Source organism: Pseudomonas bharatica (assembly GCF_048586865.1).
Classification (GTDB): domain Bacteria; phylum Pseudomonadota; class Gammaproteobacteria; order Pseudomonadales; family Pseudomonadaceae; genus Aquipseudomonas; species Aquipseudomonas bharatica.
This window is the reverse complement of sequence record NZ_JBMAWR010000021.1, coordinates 14,605-35,952: the sequence shown is the minus strand read 5'-3', so window position 1 is coordinate 35,952 and position 21,348 is coordinate 14,605. Positions and strand designations below refer to the sequence as shown.

The 21,348-nt window shown below is 66.6% G+C and carries 14 protein-coding genes; 10 read left to right on the top strand and 4 right to left on the bottom strand.

The features are described from left to right. Positions 1 to 8: 8 nt before the first annotated feature. From pvdO to ACKLLE_RS20755, 9 genes are all read left to right on the top strand, one after another. Positions 9 to 869 carry a dihydropyoverdine dehydrogenase gene (pvdO, locus tag ACKLLE_RS20795; protein WP_064304840.1) on the top strand — a complete coding sequence of 287 codons (861 nt, stop codon included), beginning with the start codon at positions 9 to 11 and terminating at the stop codon, positions 867 to 869. A gap of 287 nt (positions 870 to 1,156) precedes the next feature. Continuing rightward, complete coding sequence (locus tag ACKLLE_RS20790; protein WP_420058948.1) at positions 1,157 to 2,359, top strand: PepSY-associated TM helix domain-containing protein; 1,203 nt, start codon at positions 1,157 to 1,159, stop codon at positions 2,357 to 2,359. Then, positions 2,356 to 2,901 (top strand): thiamine pyrophosphate-binding protein, encoded by a 546-nt coding sequence (locus ACKLLE_RS20785; RefSeq protein ID WP_420058947.1) that lies wholly within the window; start codon positions 2,356 to 2,358, stop codon positions 2,899 to 2,901. Before ACKLLE_RS20790 ends, ACKLLE_RS20785 begins: the two co-directional genes overlap by 4 nt. Then, entirely contained in the window at positions 2,898 to 3,221 is a 324-nt protein-coding gene (locus tag ACKLLE_RS20780; RefSeq protein WP_009394584.1) for a hypothetical protein, read from the top strand. Before ACKLLE_RS20785 ends, ACKLLE_RS20780 begins: the two co-directional genes overlap by 4 nt. After that, the gene (locus ACKLLE_RS20775) at positions 3,218 to 3,784 is read left to right on the top strand and encodes a DUF6162 family protein (RefSeq protein WP_420058946.1); all 567 of its coding nucleotides are present in this window, start codon (positions 3,218 to 3,220) and stop codon (positions 3,782 to 3,784) included. The genes ACKLLE_RS20780 and ACKLLE_RS20775 overlap by 4 nt, the downstream gene beginning before the upstream one ends. A gap of 16 nt (positions 3,785 to 3,800) precedes the next feature. Then, positions 3,801 to 4,715, top strand: coding sequence for a metal ABC transporter substrate-binding protein (locus ACKLLE_RS20770; protein WP_420058945.1), 915 nt, complete (start codon positions 3,801 to 3,803; stop codon positions 4,713 to 4,715). Further along, positions 4,712 to 5,461 carry a metal ABC transporter ATP-binding protein gene (locus ACKLLE_RS20765; protein WP_420058944.1) on the top strand — a complete coding sequence of 250 codons (750 nt, stop codon included), beginning with the start codon at positions 4,712 to 4,714 and terminating at the stop codon, positions 5,459 to 5,461. Before ACKLLE_RS20770 ends, ACKLLE_RS20765 begins: the two co-directional genes overlap by 4 nt. Continuing rightward, positions 5,461 to 6,360 carry a metal ABC transporter permease gene (locus ACKLLE_RS20760; protein ID WP_420058943.1) on the top strand — a complete coding sequence of 300 codons (900 nt, stop codon included), beginning with the start codon at positions 5,461 to 5,463 and terminating at the stop codon, positions 6,358 to 6,360. Before ACKLLE_RS20765 ends, ACKLLE_RS20760 begins: the two co-directional genes overlap by 1 nt. Further along, on the top strand, positions 6,357 to 7,292 hold the full coding sequence (locus ACKLLE_RS20755; protein WP_420058942.1) for a metal ABC transporter solute-binding protein, Zn/Mn family: 936 nt from the start codon (positions 6,357 to 6,359) through the stop codon (positions 7,290 to 7,292). The genes ACKLLE_RS20760 and ACKLLE_RS20755 overlap by 4 nt, the downstream gene beginning before the upstream one ends. A 105-nt stretch (positions 7,293 to 7,397) precedes the next feature. Here ACKLLE_RS20755 and ACKLLE_RS20750 read toward each other — a convergent pair whose 3' ends face one another. Both ACKLLE_RS20750 and ACKLLE_RS20745 read right to left on the bottom strand, forming a co-directional pair. Continuing rightward, on the bottom strand, positions 7,398 to 8,462 hold the full coding sequence (locus ACKLLE_RS20750; RefSeq protein WP_420058980.1) for a DUF1615 domain-containing protein: 1,065 nt from the start codon (positions 8,460 to 8,462) through the stop codon (positions 7,398 to 7,400). Between the two features lie 17 nt (positions 8,463 to 8,479). Next, positions 8,480 to 9,031, bottom strand: coding sequence for a hydrolase (locus ACKLLE_RS20745; RefSeq protein WP_420058941.1), 552 nt, complete (start codon positions 9,029 to 9,031; stop codon positions 8,480 to 8,482). 122 nt (positions 9,032 to 9,153) lie between these two features. Between ACKLLE_RS20745 and ACKLLE_RS20740 the strand changes: the two genes are divergently transcribed. Then, entirely contained in the window at positions 9,154 to 10,158 is a 1,005-nt protein-coding gene (locus tag ACKLLE_RS20740) for an ABC transporter substrate-binding protein (RefSeq protein ID WP_420058940.1), read from the top strand. A gap of 18 nt (positions 10,159 to 10,176) precedes the next feature. Here the strand turns inward: ACKLLE_RS20740 and ACKLLE_RS20735 are convergent, their stop codons facing one another. Together ACKLLE_RS20735 and ACKLLE_RS20730 are read right to left on the bottom strand one after the other, a co-directional pair. Then, complete coding sequence (locus ACKLLE_RS20735; protein WP_420058939.1) at positions 10,177 to 15,693, bottom strand: NEL-type E3 ubiquitin ligase domain-containing protein; 5,517 nt, start codon at positions 15,691 to 15,693, stop codon at positions 10,177 to 10,179. A 146-nt stretch (positions 15,694 to 15,839) separates the two neighbouring features. Further along, positions 15,840 to 21,260: an NEL-type E3 ubiquitin ligase domain-containing protein gene (locus ACKLLE_RS20730; protein ID WP_420058938.1), complete on the bottom strand. Its 5,421-nt coding sequence runs from the start codon at positions 21,258 to 21,260 to the stop codon at positions 15,840 to 15,842. Between the last annotated feature and the right edge of the window lie 88 nt (positions 21,261 to 21,348).

The window sequence follows — 21,348 nt, the reverse complement described above, 5'->3', positions numbered from 1 at the left end:
GCCTTGCGATGACTCCTGTCCTGTTCCGCCTCACCCTGACCGCCCTGCTCGGCTCCGCCAGCCTGCCCGCCCTGGCGGCCGGCGACCAGCCCGGTACGGTGTTTCGCGACTGCAAGACCGCTTGCCCGGAAATGGTCGTGCTGCCCGCCGGCAGCTACATGATGGGCACCCCGGACGACGAGCTGGGACGCCAGCCGGATGAAGGCCCGCTGCACCAGGTGACCTTCGCCAGGCCCTTCGCCATCAGCCGTTTCCAGGTCACGGCCGGGGAATGGGATGCGTATGTCCGTGAGTCCGGGGTGAAGATCGCCGATGGCGACACCCGCCCGGGTCGCGAGTGCAAGGCCAGCAAGCCGCGCTACAAGCAAGGCCCGAAACAGCCAGCGGTGTGCATGGACTATCACGATATCGAAGCCTATGTGGCCTGGCTGTCGAAGAAGACCGGCAAGCACTACCGCATGGTCAGCGAAGCCGAGCGCGAATATGCCGCGCGCGGTGGCAGCACCGGGCCCTTCCCGTTCCCGCTGGACCCGGACGCCGAGTACGAGATCAGCCAGCACGCCAATGTGTACGGGCCGAAGGACGGCTACAGCTACACATCGCCGGCAGGCAGCTATCCGCCCAACGATTTCGGCGTGTACGACATGCACGGCAACGTCTACGAATTCGTTGCCGACTGCCATCACGACAGCTACGTCGGCGCGCCGAGCGATGGCAGCGCGTGGAAGGAGCCGGGCTGCAAGGTGGTGCAGATCCGCGGCAATGACTGGGGCGAAGCACCGATCTTCTCGCGCTCGGGGAACCGCAACAACGTGTACATCACTACCCGTGGGGACTGGCTCGGGTTCCGGGTGATCCGCGAACTTTGATGTCGTCTGTCCCGGCCTCACCGCCGGCAACGCCGGCTCCCACAGGTTCTGCGGTGCACACAATACCTGTGGGAGCCGGCGTTGCCGGCGATGAGGCCCTCAGCACCACCCCAAAATCAGGAGGCTTGCAGTCAGCACATCAGTCCATCGGGAGCTGCCCGAAACCTGCCCATGAATTATTTACTTACATATTCCTGCGCAGGTTTTCGATTCTCATTCGTCCTTACAAGTGCAGCCCTCGGTTGAGCATCGGCTCGACCCCACTTTTTACGAACAAGACTGATGCAATGGCCCAACAATCGAAAAAGTCCAAATCCAGGTTGTGGTTCCTGGTCCACAGCTGGCTTGCCCTGCCCATCTGGTTCTTCGTGCTGATCGTCTGCGTCACCGGCACCCTGGCCGTGGTCAGCCAGGAAATCGTCTGGCTGGCCAACCCCGATGTGCGCGCCAGCAAACCGAACGACGATGCCGAGCGCCTGAGCTTCCAGCAGATCCTCGATGCCTTGAAGCAGGCCGAGCCGGACATGGCCGTGCGCTACATCAGCCAGCCGGACGGTTCGCACTTCGCCCTGAACGCCGCCGTGACCTTCCCCGACGGCACCGCGCCGATCCTCTATGTGAACCCCTATACCGGGGCGATCCAGGGCAAGAGCCCGGACTTCAACTTCGAAGGCTTTACCCGCGCCCTGCACGGCTGGTGGCTGGTGCCCTTCACCAATGGCTACAGCTGGGGCTGGTACCTGGTGTCGCTGCTCGGCCTGCCGATGCTGGCGTCGCTGGTCACCGGGCTGGTGGTCTACAAGCGTTTCTGGAAGGGCTTTTTCAAACCGACCCTGCGTTTCAACCACGGCGCGCGGATCTTCTGGGGCGACTTCCATCGCTTGAGCGGCATCTGGTCGATCTGGTTCATCGCGGTGATTTCCATCACCGGCACCTGGTTCCTGATCCAGGCAATCCTCGCCGACAACCACATCACCCTTTCCACCGAGCCGATCACGCCGGTGATCGCTCGCGAAGACGTGCCGCTGTCGGACAGCAAGGCCCCGGTACCGCGCATCGATCTCGACGAAGCCACGCGCATCGCCACCACGCAGGTCCCCGGCCTGGACGTGACCTTCGCGCAACTGCCGGCCAATGCCTACGGCCACATCTACCTGGGCGGCCGCGGTTGGTATCCGCTGATGTTCCAGACCGCCAGCGTCAACCCCTACACACGCAAGGTCGACGCCTCGTTCCTGGTCGGCGACCGCTCGGCCCTGGAGTTCGTCACCGAATCCATGCGCCCGCTGCATACCGGTGACTTCGGCGGGCTCGCCATAAAGCTGATCTGGGCCTTCTTCGGCCTGCTGCTGTCGATGATGGTGCTCAGCGGCCTGCTGATCTGGACCAAGCGCACCGCCCAGGCCACCGCCGCCGCCCTCAAGCGTGCCGACAGGACGCCGAGGGCAACCAAGGTCACCGGCGAAGCCGCCACGGAGATGCAGCCATGAGCCAGGCCCGCGACGCTGTCACTGCACCGAGCCCGCTGAAACAGTGGTGGCTGAAATGGCGCTTCCACCTGAACATCCTGCTGTTGCTGATTCCCCTCGGCTTCATGCCCAAGTACTTCGCCGACGCGAAAATGTTCCGCGGCGAAAGCGGCCTCGGCGCCAACCCGATCGAGAACATCGCCGTCGGCCCGTGGAGCATCAGCCTTTCCGAACTGCTCGCCGACGCGCCGCGCCAGGACGGCCCGGCCGGTTACTTCAAAACCTTCAACGCCGCGCTGTGCAGCACCTGCGGCAGCGAGGTCAAGGCCGCCTACCTGCGCATCGGCAAGCCACGCAGCCTGCGCGCCGCCGGCACCATCTTCTTCGGCAACCCGCACCGCATGAGCACCAGCCTGCCGGTGCCGGAGCGCACCCGCGCCGACGCCGAACTGTGGATCACCCTCGAAGGCTGGGACGGCAGCCTGCACCAGGCCTCGGTCCCCCTGGCCAAGGCATCCCCTGCCACCCTCGCCTGGCTGAAAAAACAAGGAGGCAAACCATGATCTTCAAAGCCGGCAGGCTCGTCCTGCCCCTGTTGCTGCTGGCCTGCGCCGGCCCTGCCCTGGCGCACAACCCGATGTGCCAGTGCGAGCCGGTCGATGGCGAACGGATCAAATGCACCGGCGGCTTCTCCGACGGCAGCGGCGCGCCGGGGGTGACCCTGGATGTGATCGGCTACGACGAGACGGTGCTGGTACCCGGCAAGCTCGGCGACGACTCGACCCTGACCTTCAAGCGCCCGGACGGCGAATTCTACGTGCTGTTCGATGCCGGCCCCGGCCATGTGGTGGAAATCGACCATGCCGACATCGGTGAACCATGAGCCAGGTCCAGGTGGTACGACCGGCCGGTGCCGGACATGAAACCCTCTATGTGGCGCTGGTCGCCCTGCTGATCCTGGTGCTGGCCGCCGCCGTGGTCGGCCTGCGCGGCGAGCGTGAGGACGAGACCCGGGTCGAGGCCCACCAACTGGATGCCCGGCTTGATCTCAATGCTGCCGAGCAAGGCATCTACACCGACTTGCGGGTGGCCTTCGACGAAATCCAGGCACGCCGCGCGGAAGAGCCCGGCCTGGCCAGCGTCGAACTGCTGGCCGAGGAAGGCTTCGCGCCCTTTGTCGCCGATGCCAGCAGCGTTACCCGCGGTGCGCACCAGTGGCGCCAGGTCAACGCCGCCTATGTCGGCCTGAGCGCGAAACCGGACACCGCCGGCAGCTTCGTCCTGCTGGTGCCCGAGGCCCACGACGGCGCAGCCGATGTCTGGCTGAGCCGCGAGGCCGCGCCCACCCTGCCCGCCGAACTGAGCGCCAGCGCCCTGCAGGCCGCCGGCTGGAAACAGATCGCCACCCACTACGACGCCGGTGTCACCCGCCAGCATCAGCACTGACCCGCAAGGAATGCCCATGCTCCGTTCCGTTGTCCTCCGAGTCCTCAGCCTGTTCGTCGCCGTGGCCCTGCCCGCCCTGGCATTCGCCGAAAACGGCAAGCCGCTGCGCATCGGCATCACCCTGCATCCCTATTACAGCTACGTCAGCAATATCGTCGGCGACCGCGCCGAAGTAGTGCCGCTGATTCCGGCCGGTTTCAATCCCCATGCCTACGAACCGCGGGCCGACGATATCAAGCGCATCGGCACGCTCGATGTGATCGTGCTCAACGGTGTCGGCCACGACGATTTCGCCGACCGCATGATCGCCGCCAGCGAAAAGCCCGGCATCGCGACCATCGAATCCAACGCCAACGTGCCACTGCTGGCCGCCACCGGCATCGCTGCCCGTGGCGCCGGCAAGGTGGTCAACCCGCACACCTTCCTGTCGATCAGCGCCAGCATCGCCCAGGTCAACAACATCGCCCGCGAGCTGGGCAAGCTGGACCCGGACAACGCCAGGTTCTACAGCCAGAACGCCCGCGACTACGCCAAGCGCCTGCGCAAGCTGCGCGCCGATGCCCTGACGCAACTGACCGAAGCGCCGAACCCGTCGTTCCGCGTCGCCACCATCCATGCCGCCTACGACTACCTGGTGCGCGAGTTCGGCCTGGAAGTCACTGCGGTGGTGGAACCCGCCCACGGTATCGAGCCGAGCCCGGCGCAACTGAAGAAGACCATCGACCAGCTGCAGGCCCTGGACGTCAAGGTGATCTTCTCCGAGATGGATTTCCCGTCCGCCTATGTCGAGACCATCCAGCGCGAAGCCGGGGTCAAGCTCTACCCGTTGACCCATATCTCCTACGGCGAATACACCAAGGAGAAATACGAGGTGGAAATGAAGCGCAACCTCGACACCGTGGTCCGCGCAATCAAGGAGAACCAGGCATGACCGTGGCCGAACCCGTCCTCGCCGCGCCCTGCGGGCCGTCCATCGAGTTCGACGGCATCGACCTGACCCTTGGCCGCACGCGGATCCTCGACCAGGTGCGTTTCCAGGTCGCGGCCGGCAGCGTGCACGCTATCGTCGGCCCCAACGGCGGCGGCAAGAGCTCGCTGATCAAGACCCTGCTCGGGCAGATGCCGCACCAGGGCCGCCTGGCCCTGACCTGGCCGGACGCCGCCCGGGTGATCGGCTATGTGCCCCAGGCCCTGGAGTTCGACCGCGGCCTGCCGATGACCGTGGATGACTTCATGGCCGCGATGTGCCAGCGCACCCCGGCGTTCCTCGGCCTGTCCAGACGCGTGTCGCCGGCCATCGACGCGGCCCTGGCCCGGGTCGGCATGCAGGACAAGCGCAAACGGCGCATGGGCGCCCTGTCCGGCGGCGAGCGCCAGCGCGTGCTGCTGGCCCAGGGTCTGATCCCGGCGCCGCAATTGCTGGTACTGGATGAACCCATGTCGGCGCTGGACGAAGCCGGCATCCAGGTGTTCGAGCGCCTGCTCGGCGAATGGCGTCAGGCCGGGACCACGGTGCTGTGGATCGAGCACGACCTGCAAGCCGTGTCCCGCCTGGCCGACCGCGTCACCGGCCTGAGCCGCCGGGTGCTGTTCGACGCACCGCCCAGGGAAGCCCTGACCCCCGAGCGCCTGCTCGGCCTGTTCTCCATCCACCCGCGCAGCGAGAGCATCAGCTGATGAACTACGAAGAATTCCGCCTGATGATCCAGGGCTGGGCCAGCGCCGGCTACCTGCCCGAAGCCCTGGCCTATGGCTTCGTGGTCAATGCCCTGCTCGCCGGGCTGATGATCGGCCCGGTGCTGGGCGGCCTCGGCACCCTGGTGGTGGTCAAGCGCTTCGCCTTCTTCTCCGAGGCCGTAGGCCATGCCGCGCTGACCGGCGTGGCCATCGGCATCCTGCTCGGCGAGCCCTACGCCGGCCCCTATGGCAGCCTGTTCGGCTACTGCCTGCTGTTCGGCATCCTGCTCAACTACCTGCGCAACCGTACCGGGCTGTCGCCGGACACCCTGATCGGCGTATTCCTCTCGGTATCCCTGGCCCTGGGGGCGAGCCTGCTGCTGATGCTGGCGGGCAAGATCAACGTGCACATCCTGGAGAACGTGCTGTTCGGCTCGGTGCTCACGGTCAGCGGGCAGGACCTGGTGGTGCTCGGCATCGTCGCCGGCCTGGTGCTGGCCCTGGCCCTGCCGCTGTACAACCGCATCATGCTGGCCAGCTTCAACCCGCAACTGGCGGCAGTACGCGGAGTGGCGGTGAAGCGCCTGGACTACCTGTTCGTGGTGCTGGTGACCCTGGTCACGGTGGCGGCGGTGAAAGTCATCGGCGCCATCCTGGTCGGTGCCCTGCTGGTGATTCCGGCGGCAGCGGCGCGGCTGGTCAGCCAGTCGCTCAAGGGCTTCTTCTTCGCCTCGGTACTGATCGCCACCTTCAGCACCCTGATCGGCATTCTCCTGCCTATCGTCTTCGACCTGCCGGTGCCTTCGGGCGCAGCGATCATCCTGGTCGCCGGCAGCTTCTTCGCCCTCGCCGCGCTGGCGCGCGGCTTGGTTCCACGCCTGCAAGGAAACCCGGCATGACTGCAAACCTCAAGCACCTGAGCCTGGCCCTGCTGCTGGCCGGCCTGCCCTTCGCCGCCCTTCCCCTCGACGTCCAGGCCCGGGACACGGCGAAACCTGCCGTGCAGCAACAGGCCGCCGTCACCGTGCTGGCCTCGCTGCCGGTGACCTACGGCCTCGGCAGCCTGCTGCTCGATGGCACCTCGGTGAAGCTGGTGCGCGCCGCGCCGGAAAACCTCCCGGCCACGCGCCAGCCGTCGTACTTCAGTGGTCGTGGCGCGACCAGCCTGCAAAAGGCAGCGACCCAGGCCGATGCGGTGATCGGCCTGCGCTCGATATGGAGCGACGATCCGCTGTACCCGGTGGCACGCCGCAGCAATATTCGCATCGTCGAGATCGACGCCGCGCGCCCGGTGGACGGCGCCCTGCCAGGCATCGCGGTGCAGGGCGACAACGTGTTTGCCGGCTACCCCTGGCTGAACCCGACCAACCTGGGGCGCATGGCCGATGTGCTGGCCAACGATCTCGGGCGCCTGTCACCGGCCGACCACGAGAAGATCCAGGCCAACCTGGCCGGGCTCAAGCGCCAGTTGCTCGACCTCACTGCCGCCAGCGAGGCGAAGCTGGCCGAGGCGGACAACCTGAGCGTGGTCAACCTGTCGGATCGACTGGGGTATCTGGTGGGTGGCTTGAACCTTGACCTGATCGATCACCCGCAGGTGGCCGATGACCAATGGACGGCGGAGCAGCTCAAGAGACTGGGCGATGAACTCAAGGCACAGGACGTGGCCCTGGTACTGCATCACCGGCAACCGGTGCAGGCGGTGGTGGAGGTAATTGCCGCATCGGGGGCGAAGCTGGTGGTGGTGGATACCGATGCGCCCGACAGCGTGGCCGGGTTGAAAGCCGGGGTGGATCAGGTGGTGGAGGCCTTGGCTGCAGGCAAATCCTGAGTAGGACCTTGAGTGCCTCATCGCTGGCAAGCCAGCTCCCACAGTGATCGCGTGGGCAACTCTGACCCTGTGGGAGCTGGCTTGCCAGCGATGAGGCCCGAAAGATCACCGCTTCATGCAGCGCTGATATCGCTCATCCACCCGATTGGCGAACCATGCCGTGGTCAGTTGCCGGGTGATCTTCGGACTTTCCAGCCTGATCCCCGGCAACACTTCCCGGGCTACCCGCTTGCCCGCCGCCTTGTCCGCCAGGGCGAACACCTGCTGGTACAGGCGGGTTTCCTCGAAGTCCTGGCTATCGCCCTTCTCCAGTTGCTGGCGAATCGTCGGATTGCGCATGCCGAAGCGCTCGCCCAGCGTGCGCGCCGCCTTCTCGGTGCTCCCCGGCAGCAGCGAGCCGTGGGCGATCAGGTCGCCATCCAGCGCCAGCTTCACCCCGGTCACCCGGCTCAGCGCCGCCTGGAACGCCGCGTTGCGGCTCGCATACCAGCCCGCGTTGAAGTCGGCGAAGCGGTATAGCGGTCGCGGGTAATTGGCCGGATAGCCAAGCAAATGGGCGGTACCGAAGTACATGCCGCCGCGCCGGGTAAAGACTTCCTGGCGGACACTGCCGTCATGGTCGTAGGGGTAGTCGCGGGCATGGCGCTCGGCGAAGTCGATGCTGACCTGCATCGGCCCGCCGGTACGCACCGGGTTGAAACCGCCGAGCAGGGTGCGGCCCAGGGGTAGCGAGCCGGTCAGTTCGTCGTACAGGCCGCTCAGTTCACGCTCGCTGCGCACGGCGGCAAGCCGCTGGTTCCAGGTCTTGCCGTTGGCCGAGCGGGTATCCAGGGCGGCATTGACCAATGCCTTCGGAACGAATGCCTTGGCCGCACGACGATCGATTTCCTCGCGGGCGATACGGCCGAGGTTGGGCACCTGCGGATCGGCGCTGAAGGTGGACTCCTGTTCGGTCACGGCCAGAACGGCACAGATATTCGACTGGCTGGGATCGAGCTTCTGGCTGGTCAGGGCGACCTGGATATCCCGCGCCCAGCCCTGGCGGTCAGTGACATTGGCCGGCAGGAGCGCGGCGACCTTGTCGCGAACCTGTGCGTCCGACAGCCTGGGCTCCTGGCTGGTGCGCGTGCCGACGCAACCGGCCAGCAGTGCCAGGAGGGCGAACAACAGCCAGCGCGCCGGGCCTTTCAGGGTTGCTCCCCGACCAGGAAGGTCTTGCTGAGGATGCGGAATTTCTCGTGGCTGGAGCTGCGCATCAGCTCGAACAGCACCATCTCGCGGGTGACGATCTGCGCCCCGGCCCCGCGCATGCGTTCCAGGCCTGCGACCTTGCTTTCAACGCTACGGCTGTCGCAGGCATCGGCGACGACGAACACCTGCTTGCCGCTTTCCAGCAGCTCGAACACGGTCTGCAGCACGCAGACATGGGTCTCCATGCCACAGACGATCACCTGCTCGCGGGCCAGCAGCGAGGCCGGCAGGCACTCGCCGGCGACGCAGGAGAAGTGCAGCTTTTCCACCACCTGCGCCTGCGGTGCCGCTTCCAGCAGGCTGGCCACGGTCGGGCCGAGGCCCTTCGGATACTGTTCGGAGATCACCGTGGGCAGGCCCAGTTCGGCGGTGGCGGCGAGCAGCCAGCGGGTCCGCGCCAGGGTTCCGGCGGGGTCGCTGACCGCTCCGATAAGTTTCTCCTGGACATCGATGACCAGCAGCGTGGCCCGGGAAGCGTCGATCAGCATGTGTGGGTTCCTTGCAGGGGATATGGGTTCGACTATGCGGGGCTAAGCCGCCAATGGCAATGCAACGGCAGCGCCCGCGCCGCTGTCTACACTCAACCCACCCTTATTCGAGCACCACGCCGATGAAACGCCTGGCCTTGCTGTTCTGCACCGCCCTGCTCTCCCTTGGCGCGCTGGCCGCGCCGAAGACGCCGATCCACTTCGGCGAGATCGCCTGGGAAAGCGGCAGCTTTACCACCGAGGTGCTGCGCCTGATCGTCGAGCACGGCTACGGCTACCCCACCGATACCCTGCCCGGCAGCACGGTGAGCATGGAGGTGGCCCTGGCGCGCAACGATATCCAGGTGATCGGCGAAGAATGGGCCGGCCGCAGCCCGGCCTGGGTCAAGGCCGAGCAGGCCGGCCAGGTGTTCGCCCTGGGCGACACGGTAAAGAATGCCGACGAAGGCTGGTACGTCCCGGAATTCGTGATCAAGGGCGACCCGGCCAAGGGTATCGAGCCATTGGCCCCGGATCTGCGCTCGGTCACCGACCTGCAGCGCCACGCCACGCTATTCGCCGACCCGGAAGCACCAGGCAAGGGCCGTTTCCTCAACAGCCCCAGCGGCTGGACCTCGGAAACCGTGAACAGCCAGAAGCTCAAGGCCTACGGCCTGGATGGCCTGTATACCAACTTCCGCAGCGGCTCCGGCGCTGCGCTGGATGCCGAGGTCACCTCGGCCATCCGGCGCGGCAAGCCGGTGCTCTTCTACTACTGGTCGCCCACTCCGCTGATGGGCCGTTTCAAACTGGTGCGCCTGGAAGAACCGCCCTTCGATGAACAGGCCTGGGCGACCCTCACCGATGCCGGCAACAAGGCGCCGAAGGGCAGCCGCTCGCTGCCGGCCAAATTGTCCATCGGCGTGTCCAGAACCTTCCATGAGCAATACCCGGACCTGGTGGCCTTGTTCAGCAAGGTCGACCTGCCCATCGATACCCTCAACGCCGTGCTCGCACGCATGAGCGAACAGCGCCAGGACCCGGCCGTGGCGGCCCGGGCCTTCCTCAAGGACAACCCGCAGGTCTGGCACCCATGGCTGCCGGACGAACAACGCAACAAGGTCGACGCCTGGCTGGCCAACCATTGAGCGGGCCCGGAGCCCGCACTACACGGGCCCGGCCTCCATCTCCTCACGGTGGGTCAGCTCGCCGACCAGCGCCGCCTCGTCCAGCTTGCGTTGCTCGATCAATTGCTCGATGCGGGCGCTGGATTGCGCCGGAGTGTCGTCGGGATACTGGTCGTCCAGCATCAGCACCCGATCCTCGAAATCCTCGCGCAAGGCGGTGAAACGCGCGGCGTAGGCTTCCTGCAGGTAACTCAGCCAGAAGTCCCGCTGTGCCGCGTAATCCAGCAGACGCTGGCCGTTCTCGCCCTGGCGAACCCGTTCGGCCACCCGCTCGAGTTCGCCGGGATGCAGGTTGGCGGAACCTGCATAGAGCATCTGTTGCGGGGCCACCGGCAGGTCCAACTGGTTGGCCAGGTTCAGCCGATAGGCCAGGCGCACCTCCGCCTCGTCGCGGGTACCTGCCTCGAGCCGGGCAATACCATCGAGTTCGTGCAGGCGATACAGGCGCCGCATCAACCGGTACAGCGCCGGACCACGCTGGGCAGCGCTGACCGAACGCAGGGCCTGGGCCGTATAGACAAGGGTTTCCATCTGGTTGAACTCCAGGCGGATGCCGTCCGGGCAGGTGTCGTACTCGCGCAACTGACGCAGCGGTTCCTCGGCCATGCCATTGAGGGTCAGGCGCAAACCGGTGTCCTGGGCACAGATGGTCAGCACCTGCCAGACCCGCTCCACCAGGTCAGGCCGAGTCGTCGCATTACGGTATTCGGCGGTGTGGCGCAGGCGGCCGATCAGTTGCATCAGGTCATCGGCATCGTCGCCGCTTTCCAGTTGCTGCCACAGCTGCCGACGGCTCTCGCTGACAGCGTCGGCGCGATCCAGCCAGACATCGGGGGTAGCCAGTTCCAGTTGCGAGGCAGCGCCGGAACTGCCCCCGCCGGAACTGGAACTGCGCCAGCTGCCATCCAGGCGGCGGATATGCTCGGGCAGGTCCATGCGGAAGGTATAGGGGCGGGTCAGGCCTTCGGAGAGGTGGGCCGAGTACATGGTGTCCTCGCTGAGTGGATTGCCCTCCAGGGAAATTTCCGTGCTGCCGAGGGCGGTTTCGCGGTTTTCCAGCAGATAGGCAGGCAAACCGGTCAGGCGGTTGTTGTTCAGGCTCAGCCACTGGACGCGCTCCGGCAGCAAGCTGTCGAGCCAGGCGGGCCATTGGCCGATTTCCATGCGCTCCAGGGCCAGCAGGCTGAAGGACAGCCGGGCGAAGGCAGACGCATCGCCGACCTCGCCCAAGCGGTTGCCGCTCAGGTCCAGCGAGGTCAGGCCGGGCATTCGGGCCAGGCTGTCAAGCAAGGCCTGGTCGACCACCAGGCTGGCATCGGTCAGCGCCAGGTGATGCAGTTGGGCAAGCTCGGTGATGGCAGTGGGCACGCCTTGCAGGGCGACGTTACCGATGACCAGGTGCTGGAGGTTGGCAAAGCGGCGCACCAGCCTCTCGATCTGCTCCACCCCGCCAAGCGGACGAATCAGTTCCAGGCGGCTGATCCGTTCCAGGTAGAACGCCGGCAGTGGGTCGGGAAAATCATCCAGGCGAACCTCCTCCAGCACCAGCGAGCGACGTACCGAGTGCTCGACATAGGTTTCCCAGTCGGCCAGCAGGGCATCACCGAAGGAGCGCCTGGCGATGATGCGCGTGCCGTCCAGCGCGGCATCCTGTCGCGAGACCTCCAGCCACCGGTCGATGGCGCTGGACAGCTGCGCCCGCTCGAACATGCGGTTGGCAACGATGTTTTCCACGGCTTGCGGCACCGGCAGGTCGAACCGAAAACGCCGACCGTTCCAGTCGCTGCTGCGGATCTCGATCAGGGCCCGGTGGGAAAACAGGTTGCCATGCAGGGATATCCAGGTGGAGCGCTCGGCTTGCGCAGGGTTGTGGCGCAGTTGGGCAGGCAGGCTGGTCAGGCGGTTGTCGCGCAGGGATACCCGCTCGATACCGTCGAGCTGGTCGTTGTCCAGCCAATCCGGCCAGTCCTCCAGCCCCAGGCGGTCCAGGCCGAGATAGTCCAGTTGCAGCCCGTTGGCCAAGCGCACCGGCAGATGGCTGGGACGGTTGCCGCTGAGATCGAGATAACGCAGGTCACCGAGGCGGCTGAGTTCGTTCATCAACTCCTGGCCAAGCGGCAGGTGCAGGTTGAGCAAGCGCAATTCCCTCAGTTGCGGGTAGGCAGCGGCAATGGTGCGTGGCAGATCGTAGGGAGAGCGGCCCTCGCCACCATCGATCTCCAGCCGGTTGACCCGCGGGAAACCACGCAGCAGACGTTGCAGGCGGTCTTCGAAGCCAAGCACGCCATCCGGCCCCGGCGTCATCACCGCCGGCGGGATCCTCACCTGCGACAGCTCCAGCGCCCGTACCCGGCTTTGGAAGAAGGCCGGCAACCGTTCAGGGAACGACTCGAGCGACACCGCGAACAGGCGCAGCGGCACACCATCGCGACCGATCTCGGGCAGCAGGTTGTCGCGCCAGTGTTGCCACAGCGCCAGCTCGATCAGTTGGCGATCGTTCAGGGGCGGCTCGCCGTCGGTACCCTGGCGTGGCGCCTCGCCCTGCGGCAGCAATTGCTGCATCTGCTCGCGCTCTTCGAGCAGCTCGAGCAGGCGCGCATCGATGGCCACGTCGGCCAGGCCGATATCACGCAGTTGCTGGAGCAGGTCGTTCGCGAAGATGTCCGGCAGCTCCAGCAGGCGGATGCGATCCAGCAGGGTGTTTTCGCTGACCGGCGGGGCCAGTCGTGGGTGCCCGCTAAGGGGATAGCCCGGCCGACCGCTGGCCAGGCGCATCGGCGAGCGCACGCCAGGACGGATCGGCTGCATGTGCAGGAGCCTGCGCAACTCCGCACGCGGCAACGGGCGCTGCATGATGTTGTCGCGCAACACCTGCGCGGAATCCGCGGCAGTCAAGCCAAGGGCCTGGCGTTGCGACGCAGTGAGGCTGCGCAACACCACGGCGAACAGATCGTCGGGCGCCAGGTCCGGTGCCTGTGCGGTGCCGTAGCCCGCGGCGGTCTTCACCAGGACCTGCCGCTGCGGCGCCGTCGTCGGGCCTATGCCGTCGAGCAGCGCGCCATCCGCGCGTAGGCTGCGGATCTCCAGGCGATACGCCTCGGGCCAGCCCGGCAACCCGGCCAGGCCATGCAACATCAACCGGGTACTGTCGTCGTTTTCCAGCGCCGGCAGGAACAGCCCTTCGTAAGCCCGCGCCAGGCGTACGTTCTGCAACAGGAGCCGGGCCTCCTCGGCCAACCGCGACGGCACCCGTTGCTGTTCGACGAGCAATTGCATTTCCTGCGCCGTGGCGTGCTCCAGCAGCTCATCCACCAGGCGCTGCGGCAGGCCGCCGAAGTCGCGCAGGACAACGTTCTGCGCCAGGCCCGGGGGCGGCAGGGAAGCCTGGTACTGGCTGTCGAACAACCACGCGAGATGTTCACGGTCCTGCGTGGTGTTTTCCGACGCCAGGCCGCGATAGATGCGCCGGCGTTCGAGGGTATCGATCAGCAAGGCAGGCGCCGGCTGGCGCTCGACCAGCGCCCGGCGCAGTTCGGATTCATGGCACCCGCTGATCAACAGCGATTCGGCGGCCTGGGTCTCGTCCAGCGCCAGGGCAGCCGGGCCGAGGCGCTCGAACAGGGCCAGGCCCGACCACTGGCGCGGCTGATCCGCCTCATGCAGCCAGCCGCCGTCAGGATGACGGGAAACGCTCGGCTGATAGGCATCGACGCGCCGGGGATGCTCGATGAACCCGGTCTCGTCCTCGCGCAGCTGCACCGAATAATTGCGCCCGCCCAGGGCCAGCCATTGTTTGCCCTGGTATTGGTAGAGCCCGCGCGAATCGGGGGCCAGGTCGGCGGGCAAGATCACGTCGTGGGCGAAGGGCGCAAGATCGCGGTTCCACAGGCGCGTGCCGCCATCGGCCAGGCGCACCGGGTGCAGGCCATCGGGCAGGGGTGGCAGCTCGCGCGCGGCGAGTCCAGGCCCGGCATGGCCGGTGCCGGCCAGGGCGGCAACCAGCGCCAGGTTTTCCAGCACATCGAACAGGTAGGCCCAGGCCTGCTCCTGGTCGTCACGACTCCACTCGCCGATGCCATCATAGACCTCGTGGGCCAGTTGCACGGCGCTGAAGACCATCATCGCCGCCCCCACCACCGGCACTGCGAAGGCCAGGACATTCAGGGTGGCCAGGCCGGCATCGGCAAAGTAGCGGAGCTTTTCTTCCAGGCTCTTGTGATTCTCCACTGCCGTGGGCACCACCAGGAACAGGCCGTCCGCCTTGAGTGCAGCGATGCGGCGGCGCAACAGGGTCGGCATCAGCAAGCCGTCGAGGGTGCGTTCGCGAAACGGCAGCTCGACCTGGCGGTCGAGGCGTTCCTCGTACCAGCCGCCCGGGTTCCACACCTTGGGATTGAAAGCCTGGCGCAGCTTCGCCAGTAACGCCGCGCGATGCCGCAAGGGAATGAAGCGCTGGAAAAACTGCAGGTAGTGCGGCTCCAGCAGGCGGTCGCGCAGGTCCCTGGCGAAATCCAGGAAGGACTCATACTGGCGCAGCGGATCCTGCGGGTCGTCGGGGATATGCACGAGGATCCGGTCCGGTCCGTCCCGGCGGCTGCGGTCCGCGCCAAACAGCAAAATGCCATTGAATTCCACGTTCCACAGGCTCAGGCAGGTACAGGTCAGGGCCACGCCATCAATGGCCGCTTCACGGTTGTGCAGCACCCGCGTCACCGCCCGGTACAGCGTCGGCTCGACCGCCCCGCGCAGGCGTGCCAGGTGCAGCTGCAGCAGCAGGCCCGACTGCTCGTGGCGCTTGAACGCCTCCTGGCGAACGACCCGGGCCGCCGGGTCCGCCTCGCCGGCCAGGTGCGGATCGAAGATCTCGGCGATATGGCTCTGGAACAGGCTGCCCAGGTCCAGCTCGCGGCACACCGCAGCGAAACGCTCGGGAGCAATGTCCAGGGTCTGGCCTTCCCAGAGGGCCTGGCCGGGGTTGATGGTGAAGATCCGCGCCTTGGTCACCGGCAGGTCCATGCCGCCGGGCTCGCATTCCCAGGCTTCGAAATTCTGCAGGGCGACACTGAGCAGCGGCCGGCAGGCCAGGCGGTAGGCCTTGAAGTTCTCCACCGCCCAGTCTCGCGACGCGGTCAGGAAGGAATCATCGTGCTGCATGCGCCGTGGGTGGAACAGCCAGGTGTTGCGCACGTCCAGGTCGACACCGAACGCCTCGCGCAGCGCGTACGCCAGCAAGGGTTCGGCAAAGGCCTCGGGGTCGTCCAGGCACACCAGCCATTGTCCGACCTGGGTCGCCAGGGCACTGTGCTCACGATAATCGTCCTGCAGCCGGGCAACCACCTCGGGCATTTCATCGAGTGCACGGGTGAACCAGGGGATCGCCGCCAGGCCTTGCCGGCGCCCGGCCTCCCGGGCCTCGGCGGACAACAGCCACGGCGGGGTCCTGCGTTCGATCGCGGTGTAGGCCTGCTGGTGCCGGGATTGTTCCAATGGGGACATATGAACCACCTTCCTTGCTGATTGGGCGCTCCAGCCTAGCCAGCAAGGAGGTCGGGTTCGGGGCATATAGATAACACCTGTGGTGCTCTTGTGGTCCTCATCGCTGCAAGCCAGCTCCCACAGGAGTGGGAACCGGCTTGGGCACCTCAGCGTGCAAGCATCGCCTGCTCCAGGGTCAGGCTTTCCAGAAGGGCCCGTTCGTCACGCTTGAACCTGTCCTCCAGGGCCCGGATACGCTCCGCCACCTGGTCGGGGTTGTCATCCGGATACAGGTCGGTGACCTCGAGCACCGACTGTTCATAGGCATCCTTGAGCAGCCTGAAACGCTCGGCGAACGCTTCGCGCAGGTAGGCGACCCAGAACTCGCAGTCGGCGGCAAAAGCGGTCAGCCCCGCCCCGCGCTCTTCCAGCAGCACCTGGTTCAATGCCTGCTCCAGCTCACCCGGGGCAAGGTCGGCCTCGCTGCGATAGAGCATGGCCCGCGGCGGCAATGGCAACTCCAGTTGCTCGCCCCAGCGCAGCCGATAGGCCAGGCGCACCTCCGCTTCGTCACGCCCGCGCGCCCGTTCGCGCGCGATGCGATCCAGCGTCTGGGCACGGAAGGCCCCGCGCATCAAGCGGAACAATGCCGGCCTGCGGTTTGCCTCGGGCATATCGCGCAGCGCCTGGCGGGTATGCACCAGCAGTTCCATCTGGTTGAACTCCAGGCGAATGCCGTCCGGACAGGTGTCGTGGTTGTGCAACTGCTGCAACGGTTCCTCGGCCATGCCGTTGAGGGTCTGGCGCAACTGGGCATCCTGGCTGGCCGCCGCCAGCACCGTCCAGACCCGCGCGACCAGCTCGGCCCGGGTGCCGGGCGCACGGTAGTCGGCACTGTGCTGCAAGCGCATGACCAGGCGCAGCAGCGCTTCGGCATCGCCCTGGGAAGCCAGGCCGGCCCAGGTCTGCTGGTTGTGCGCGTCAGCCCTTGCATCGCCGGTCAGCCAGGCGCTGGTCGGTTCATCTTCGAGGGAACCGGTTTCGTCGGACAGCGGGTCGGAAATCTCCGAATCGGAAGAATGCCGCCGCGCATCCATCGCCGCGATATCTTCCGGAACGTCCATGGTCAGGCTGTAGGGACGGTTGGCGTGCTGGGACCTGTAGGCCTGGATCAGGGTTGCCCGGCTCAGCGGGTTGTTGCGCAGGGAAATGTCCACCGCACCATCGGCGACATAACGGTTTTCCAATAGCTGGATCGGCAGCTCGACAAGCTGGTTGTCGTCCAGCCCGAGCAGCTCGATGTTGCGCGGCAGCAATTCGTTGAGCCACTGCGGCCACACGGCGATGCCCATGTTCGCCATGCCGAGGTAGTCGAAGAAGCGCTCATGGAACATCGACACGTCCTGGATCGCCCCCAGCCGGTTGCCATCCAGTTGCAGCGAACTCAGGCGAGGCAGGCGGCCAAAGGCGTCCATCGCCTCCTGGTCGATGGTCATGCCCATGCGCACCAGGGCCAGTGTGTGAAGTTGCGGATGGTTGCCGAGGAATCCGGGCACCGCAGGCAACGCTGGCTGGCCGCCGACCAACGACAGTTCGGTAAGGTTGCGCAACGGCGCGAGGAAATGTTCCAGGCTGCGCCCGCTGGCGTCGAAGCGGACCAGCTCGAGCCGGCGCACCCGCCCCACGAAGAACGCCGGCAGGTTGTCGGGGAAATCGGCCAGGTTCACATCTTCCAGGTACAGCAAGGCTGCAGTCGGCGAATACAGGCTCTCCCGCCAATAGCCAATCAGTAGCCGCGCAATGCGTGACCGATAGCCGGCCACCGTGCTTGGCGCCGGATTGTCGCTCCAGGTTTGCAGCAACATCTGCAACTGCGCGCGCTCGTTGACCCGCAGGTTCAACTCGTCCATCAGCGCTGGCGGCACGCCCAGGTCGAAGGCGAAACGACTGCGGAAATACTCGGCCACCCTCAGGTCCAGCAGCGCCTGGCAACCAAGGGGGTTGTCGCGCAGCACCACGCGTGTCAGGCGCCCCGAGGCCGAGCCGATTTCCTCGAGGATTTCCACGGGCAACGCAGTCAAGCGGTTGCCCGTCAGCGAAACGTTGCCGATCCCTGACAGGGTGGCGCTGTTCAACCAGCGCGGCCATAAGCGCAGGTCCATCCAGTCCATGCCCAGGTACTCCAGGCTCACCCCTTCCATCACCGGCAAGGACATCTCGGCCACCCGGCTGCCACGCAATTCGAGCCAGCGCAGCCGGGGCATACGCCTAAGGGTCAGCAGGTCGGTGTAGCCCAGCGTCGCCACGAGTTCGCGCAAGCCCAGGGAAACCAGCTCGGGCCAGGCCCGGGCGACCTGCTGGACCATACCCGTATCCCAGACGCCACCGCGGATATCCAGGCGGGTCACTGCCGGGAATTGCCGGGCCAGCCGCTGCACAGTGCGTTCGCCGATGACTCGCTCCTGCGCGCTGCCCTCCTGCAGCATCACCTCGTTCAGCAGCAGCGCCGCGACCCGCTGGTGGATGAACGACGGCAGTTGCGCGGGCAGGTCAGCCAGTTGTACCCGGTACAGCGCCAGGGCTGCAGGCTGGCGGCCGAGTTCCGGAAGCACATTGCCGCGCCAGTGCGCCCACAGCGCCTCGCCGATGCGCGCGCGGCTGCGCTGGCGTGCCTCGCTGAAGATCTGGTGGGCGGAATCCAGGGCCCAGCGGTCGAGGTATTCGCGCAACGCCTGCATCTCGTCCAGTACCTGGTGCAGGCGCGCGGCGATCGCTGCGCGGTCCAGGCCGGCGCGATACAGCGCCTGCAGGGCGTCCTCGGGATAGATATCGTCCAGTTCCAGCAGGCGCAGCTTGTCCAGCAGTTCGTCCTCGGTGAAGAACGGGTCGCCCCGGCCGCTGAGCGGGTAGCCGATGCGCCCGTCGGCCAGGCGTAGTGGCGAGCGGAAACCCGGTTTGACCGGCTGCATGCCCAGCCACTGGCGCAGGCGCTGGCGCGGCGGCAGGGGTTGTTCCTGCAGCCTGGCGCGCAGGGCACCGGCGTCGGTAAGTCCGAGGTTGTCACGGGTGGCTTGCGGTATGGCCTCGAACAGGGTGCGGCAGAAGTCCCTGGGCAACTGGCGCCGCCAGACCACGGCAATCTCCGTGGCGTCACCCGCGCCGATCTGCGCAAGAAGCCGGCCGTCCAGTGCGTCCTCATGGACGGCCATGCGCAGGTGCGCCGGCCAGTCCGCAAGTTGCGCCAGGCCATGCAGCAACAGGCTGGCGCCGTCGGGATTGGCCTCCACATCCATGTACAGGGCTTCGCAGGCCCGGGCGATCCGCACTTGCTGCTGATACAGCCGCGCCTCCTCGGCGATGCGCAGAGGCACGCGAGCGCTTGCGTTGATTTCTTGGATTTCCGCCTCCGTGGCGGCGCCGAGGATTTCCTCGATGACCCGCCGCGGCAGGCTGTCGAACTGCTGCTTGAGCACGGTACCCGCCGGCGCAAGCTCGACCTGCCGCTCGCCATAGGCATGGGCGAACAGCTCGCTTTGCAGCGAGTCGGGCAGGCTGGCGACATCGCCCAGGGGGAACTCGCCGAGGGCATCGGCCACGGCCAGGCGCAACAGGCTATAGCTGAGCAAGGCCGGAGGGCGGCGGCTGTCCATCAGGCTGCGGCGCAACTGCGCCTCGCTGACACCGCTGATCCGCAGCGCGCGCTGGGCCATCGCGGCGCTGACCTGCGCTTCCAGCACCCCGGCACGCCGGAACAGTTCCTCGCCACGCCAGTGCTGCGGCGTATCCAGTTCATGCAACCAGCCGCCATTATCGTTGTGCCGCACCGGCAACTGCCAGGCGTCGGCCTGGGTCGGGTGTTCCAGCACATACCCGGTTTCGCTGTCGAGCAGCGTGCGCACCGAGTAATAGCGCCCGTCCAGTTGCAGCCACTGGCGCCCACCCCAGTCGTACAGGCCGTTGTCGCCGGGCTGCAGGCCGGCGGGCAGTTCCACGTCGTAGGCGAACGGGCGCAGGTCCGGTTTCCACAGGCGCACGCTGCCATCGGCCAGGGTCACCGGGCGCATGCTGCGCACCGCCAGCGGCAGGTTGCCTTCGAAACGCCCGGCAACCGCGCCGGCGGCCCCCAGGGCGGCGATGATCGCGAGGTTCTCCGCGACATCCATGAAGTAGCCCCAGGCCTCTTCGCGCTCGCCCCTGGACAGGCTGTCGAAGCCTTCGTAGACCTCGTAGCCGAGCAGCGCCGCATTGACCCCCAGCATCACCAGGCCCAGCCCCGGCACCACGAAGGCCGCGACATTCAGAACGTTGAGGCCGACCCCGAGAAAGTAGCTGACCTTGTCTTCCAGCGACTTGTGGTCCTCGACAGCGGTGGGCACGGCATGGAACAGCCCGTCGTCCTTGAGCACGGCGATCTTGCGCTGCAGCAGGACGTCGAACAGAGGCGAGTCCATGGCCTTGCTGCCCAGGCCAATGGATGCGCTGGGGTCGAATTGCTCCTCGTACCAGCCACCGGGGTTCCACACCTTCGGGTACAGGTGCGCCTGGATTCGCCGCAACAGCCCGGTGCGCTCACGGGCGGGGACGAAGCGCAGGAAGTAGTTGCGCCAGGCCGGGTCCTTCAGGCGCTCGCGCAACGATGCCTGCAGCTCGTCCAGGGTCTTGAACACCTGGAGCGGCTGCCTGGGCTCGTCGGGCATGAAGACCACCAGGGCATCGGCACAGGGAAACAGCACCACGCCATTGAGCTCGACTTCCCAGAGGGCCAGGGAGCTGGCCGGCGAACCGTCGTTCACCCTGCCCAGCAGGTTCTCGTAGAGGGCCTGGTCGATCCACGAACGCAGGCGCGCCAGATGCAGGGTCAGCAGCAGCGTGGAGCGCTCGAACCGCCGGAACACCTCGCGGCGGTCGCGGGCCGCACCTTCCACGGTCTCACCCTCTTTGGGCAGCGGCCGGAAGACGCCCTCGATCACCCGCTGATAACGGGCGCCCAGGTCAAGGGTGCGACACAAACCGGCAAAACGCTCCGGCAACAGGTCGATCGGCTGGCTTGGCGCCAGCACCTCGCCGCTGTCGCTGGCGAAGATCAGCGACGGTCGGCGGTCATCGCGCAGCCCGTCCGGCTCGGCCTCGAAAGCCTCGAAATTCTGCAGCGCCGCCAGCAGCAAGGGCTGGGTCGCCACCTTCACCACCTGGAACGCCCTGACCACCGGATCGCTGCCGCTCAGGCGCGACTCGTCGGCCCGCGCGCGCACGGCGTTGAACAGGAAGGTGCGACGCACATCGAGGTCCAGGCCAAGACTGCTCTTCAGCGCCTCGCGCAGCAGTGGTTCGGCGAAGGCCGCCGCATCCGGCACCTGGGCGAGGAAACCCTCCACCTCGGCAGCCAGTGCCTGATGACGCTGTTGCTCGTCCTGCAGGGCGGCCAGGACCCCGGGCAGGCCGGCCCTGGCCGCCAGCAGCCAGGGCAAGGGCCCGGGCAGGCTGCTTCGCAGCGCCTTGCGTTGCTGCGCCGGGCCCTGGACCAAGTGTTGGGGAACACGTCGGCTAACGGTCTGGTAGTGGATGTCAGGTGTGGCGGTATCGCTCATGGTGAAGCCCTCTCGTCCGTGAAATCGGGCGTTCAGGCTAATGAGCGGGTGAGCGGTTGTGAAAAGGGTCGGGGTTCCCGGGGGCTGT

Bases quoted from the DNA above. Each gene is read 5' to 3' on its own strand.
- ACKLLE_RS20770 (WP_420058945.1), top strand. From the start codon at position 3,801: ATGCTCCGTTCCGTTGTCCTCCGAGTCCTCAGCCTGTTCGTCGCCGTG.
- ACKLLE_RS20730 (WP_420058938.1), bottom strand. From the start codon at position 21,260: ATGAGCGATACCGCCACACCTGACATCCACTACCAGACCGTTAGCCGA.
- ACKLLE_RS20755 (WP_420058942.1), top strand. From the start codon at position 6,357: ATGACTGCAAACCTCAAGCACCTGAGCCTGGCCCTGCTGCTGGCCGGC.
- ACKLLE_RS20780 (WP_009394584.1), top strand. From the start codon at position 2,898: ATGATCTTCAAAGCCGGCAGGCTCGTCCTGCCCCTGTTGCTGCTGGCC.
- ACKLLE_RS20735 (WP_420058939.1), bottom strand. From the start codon at position 15,693: ATGTCCCCATTGGAACAATCCCGGCACCAGCAGGCCTACACCGCGATC.
- ACKLLE_RS20760 (WP_420058943.1), top strand. From the start codon at position 5,461: ATGAACTACGAAGAATTCCGCCTGATGATCCAGGGCTGGGCCAGCGCC.
- pvdO (WP_064304840.1), top strand. From the start codon at position 9: ATGACTCCTGTCCTGTTCCGCCTCACCCTGACCGCCCTGCTCGGCTCC.
- ACKLLE_RS20790 (WP_420058948.1), top strand. From the start codon at position 1,157: ATGGCCCAACAATCGAAAAAGTCCAAATCCAGGTTGTGGTTCCTGGTC.
- ACKLLE_RS20745 (WP_420058941.1), bottom strand. From the start codon at position 9,031: ATGCTGATCGACGCTTCCCGGGCCACGCTGCTGGTCATCGATGTCCAG.
- ACKLLE_RS20740 (WP_420058940.1), top strand. From the start codon at position 9,154: ATGAAACGCCTGGCCTTGCTGTTCTGCACCGCCCTGCTCTCCCTTGGC.
- ACKLLE_RS20775 (WP_420058946.1), top strand. From the start codon at position 3,218: ATGAGCCAGGTCCAGGTGGTACGACCGGCCGGTGCCGGACATGAAACC.
- ACKLLE_RS20765 (WP_420058944.1), top strand. From the start codon at position 4,712: ATGACCGTGGCCGAACCCGTCCTCGCCGCGCCCTGCGGGCCGTCCATC.
- ACKLLE_RS20785 (WP_420058947.1), top strand. From the start codon at position 2,356: ATGAGCCAGGCCCGCGACGCTGTCACTGCACCGAGCCCGCTGAAACAG.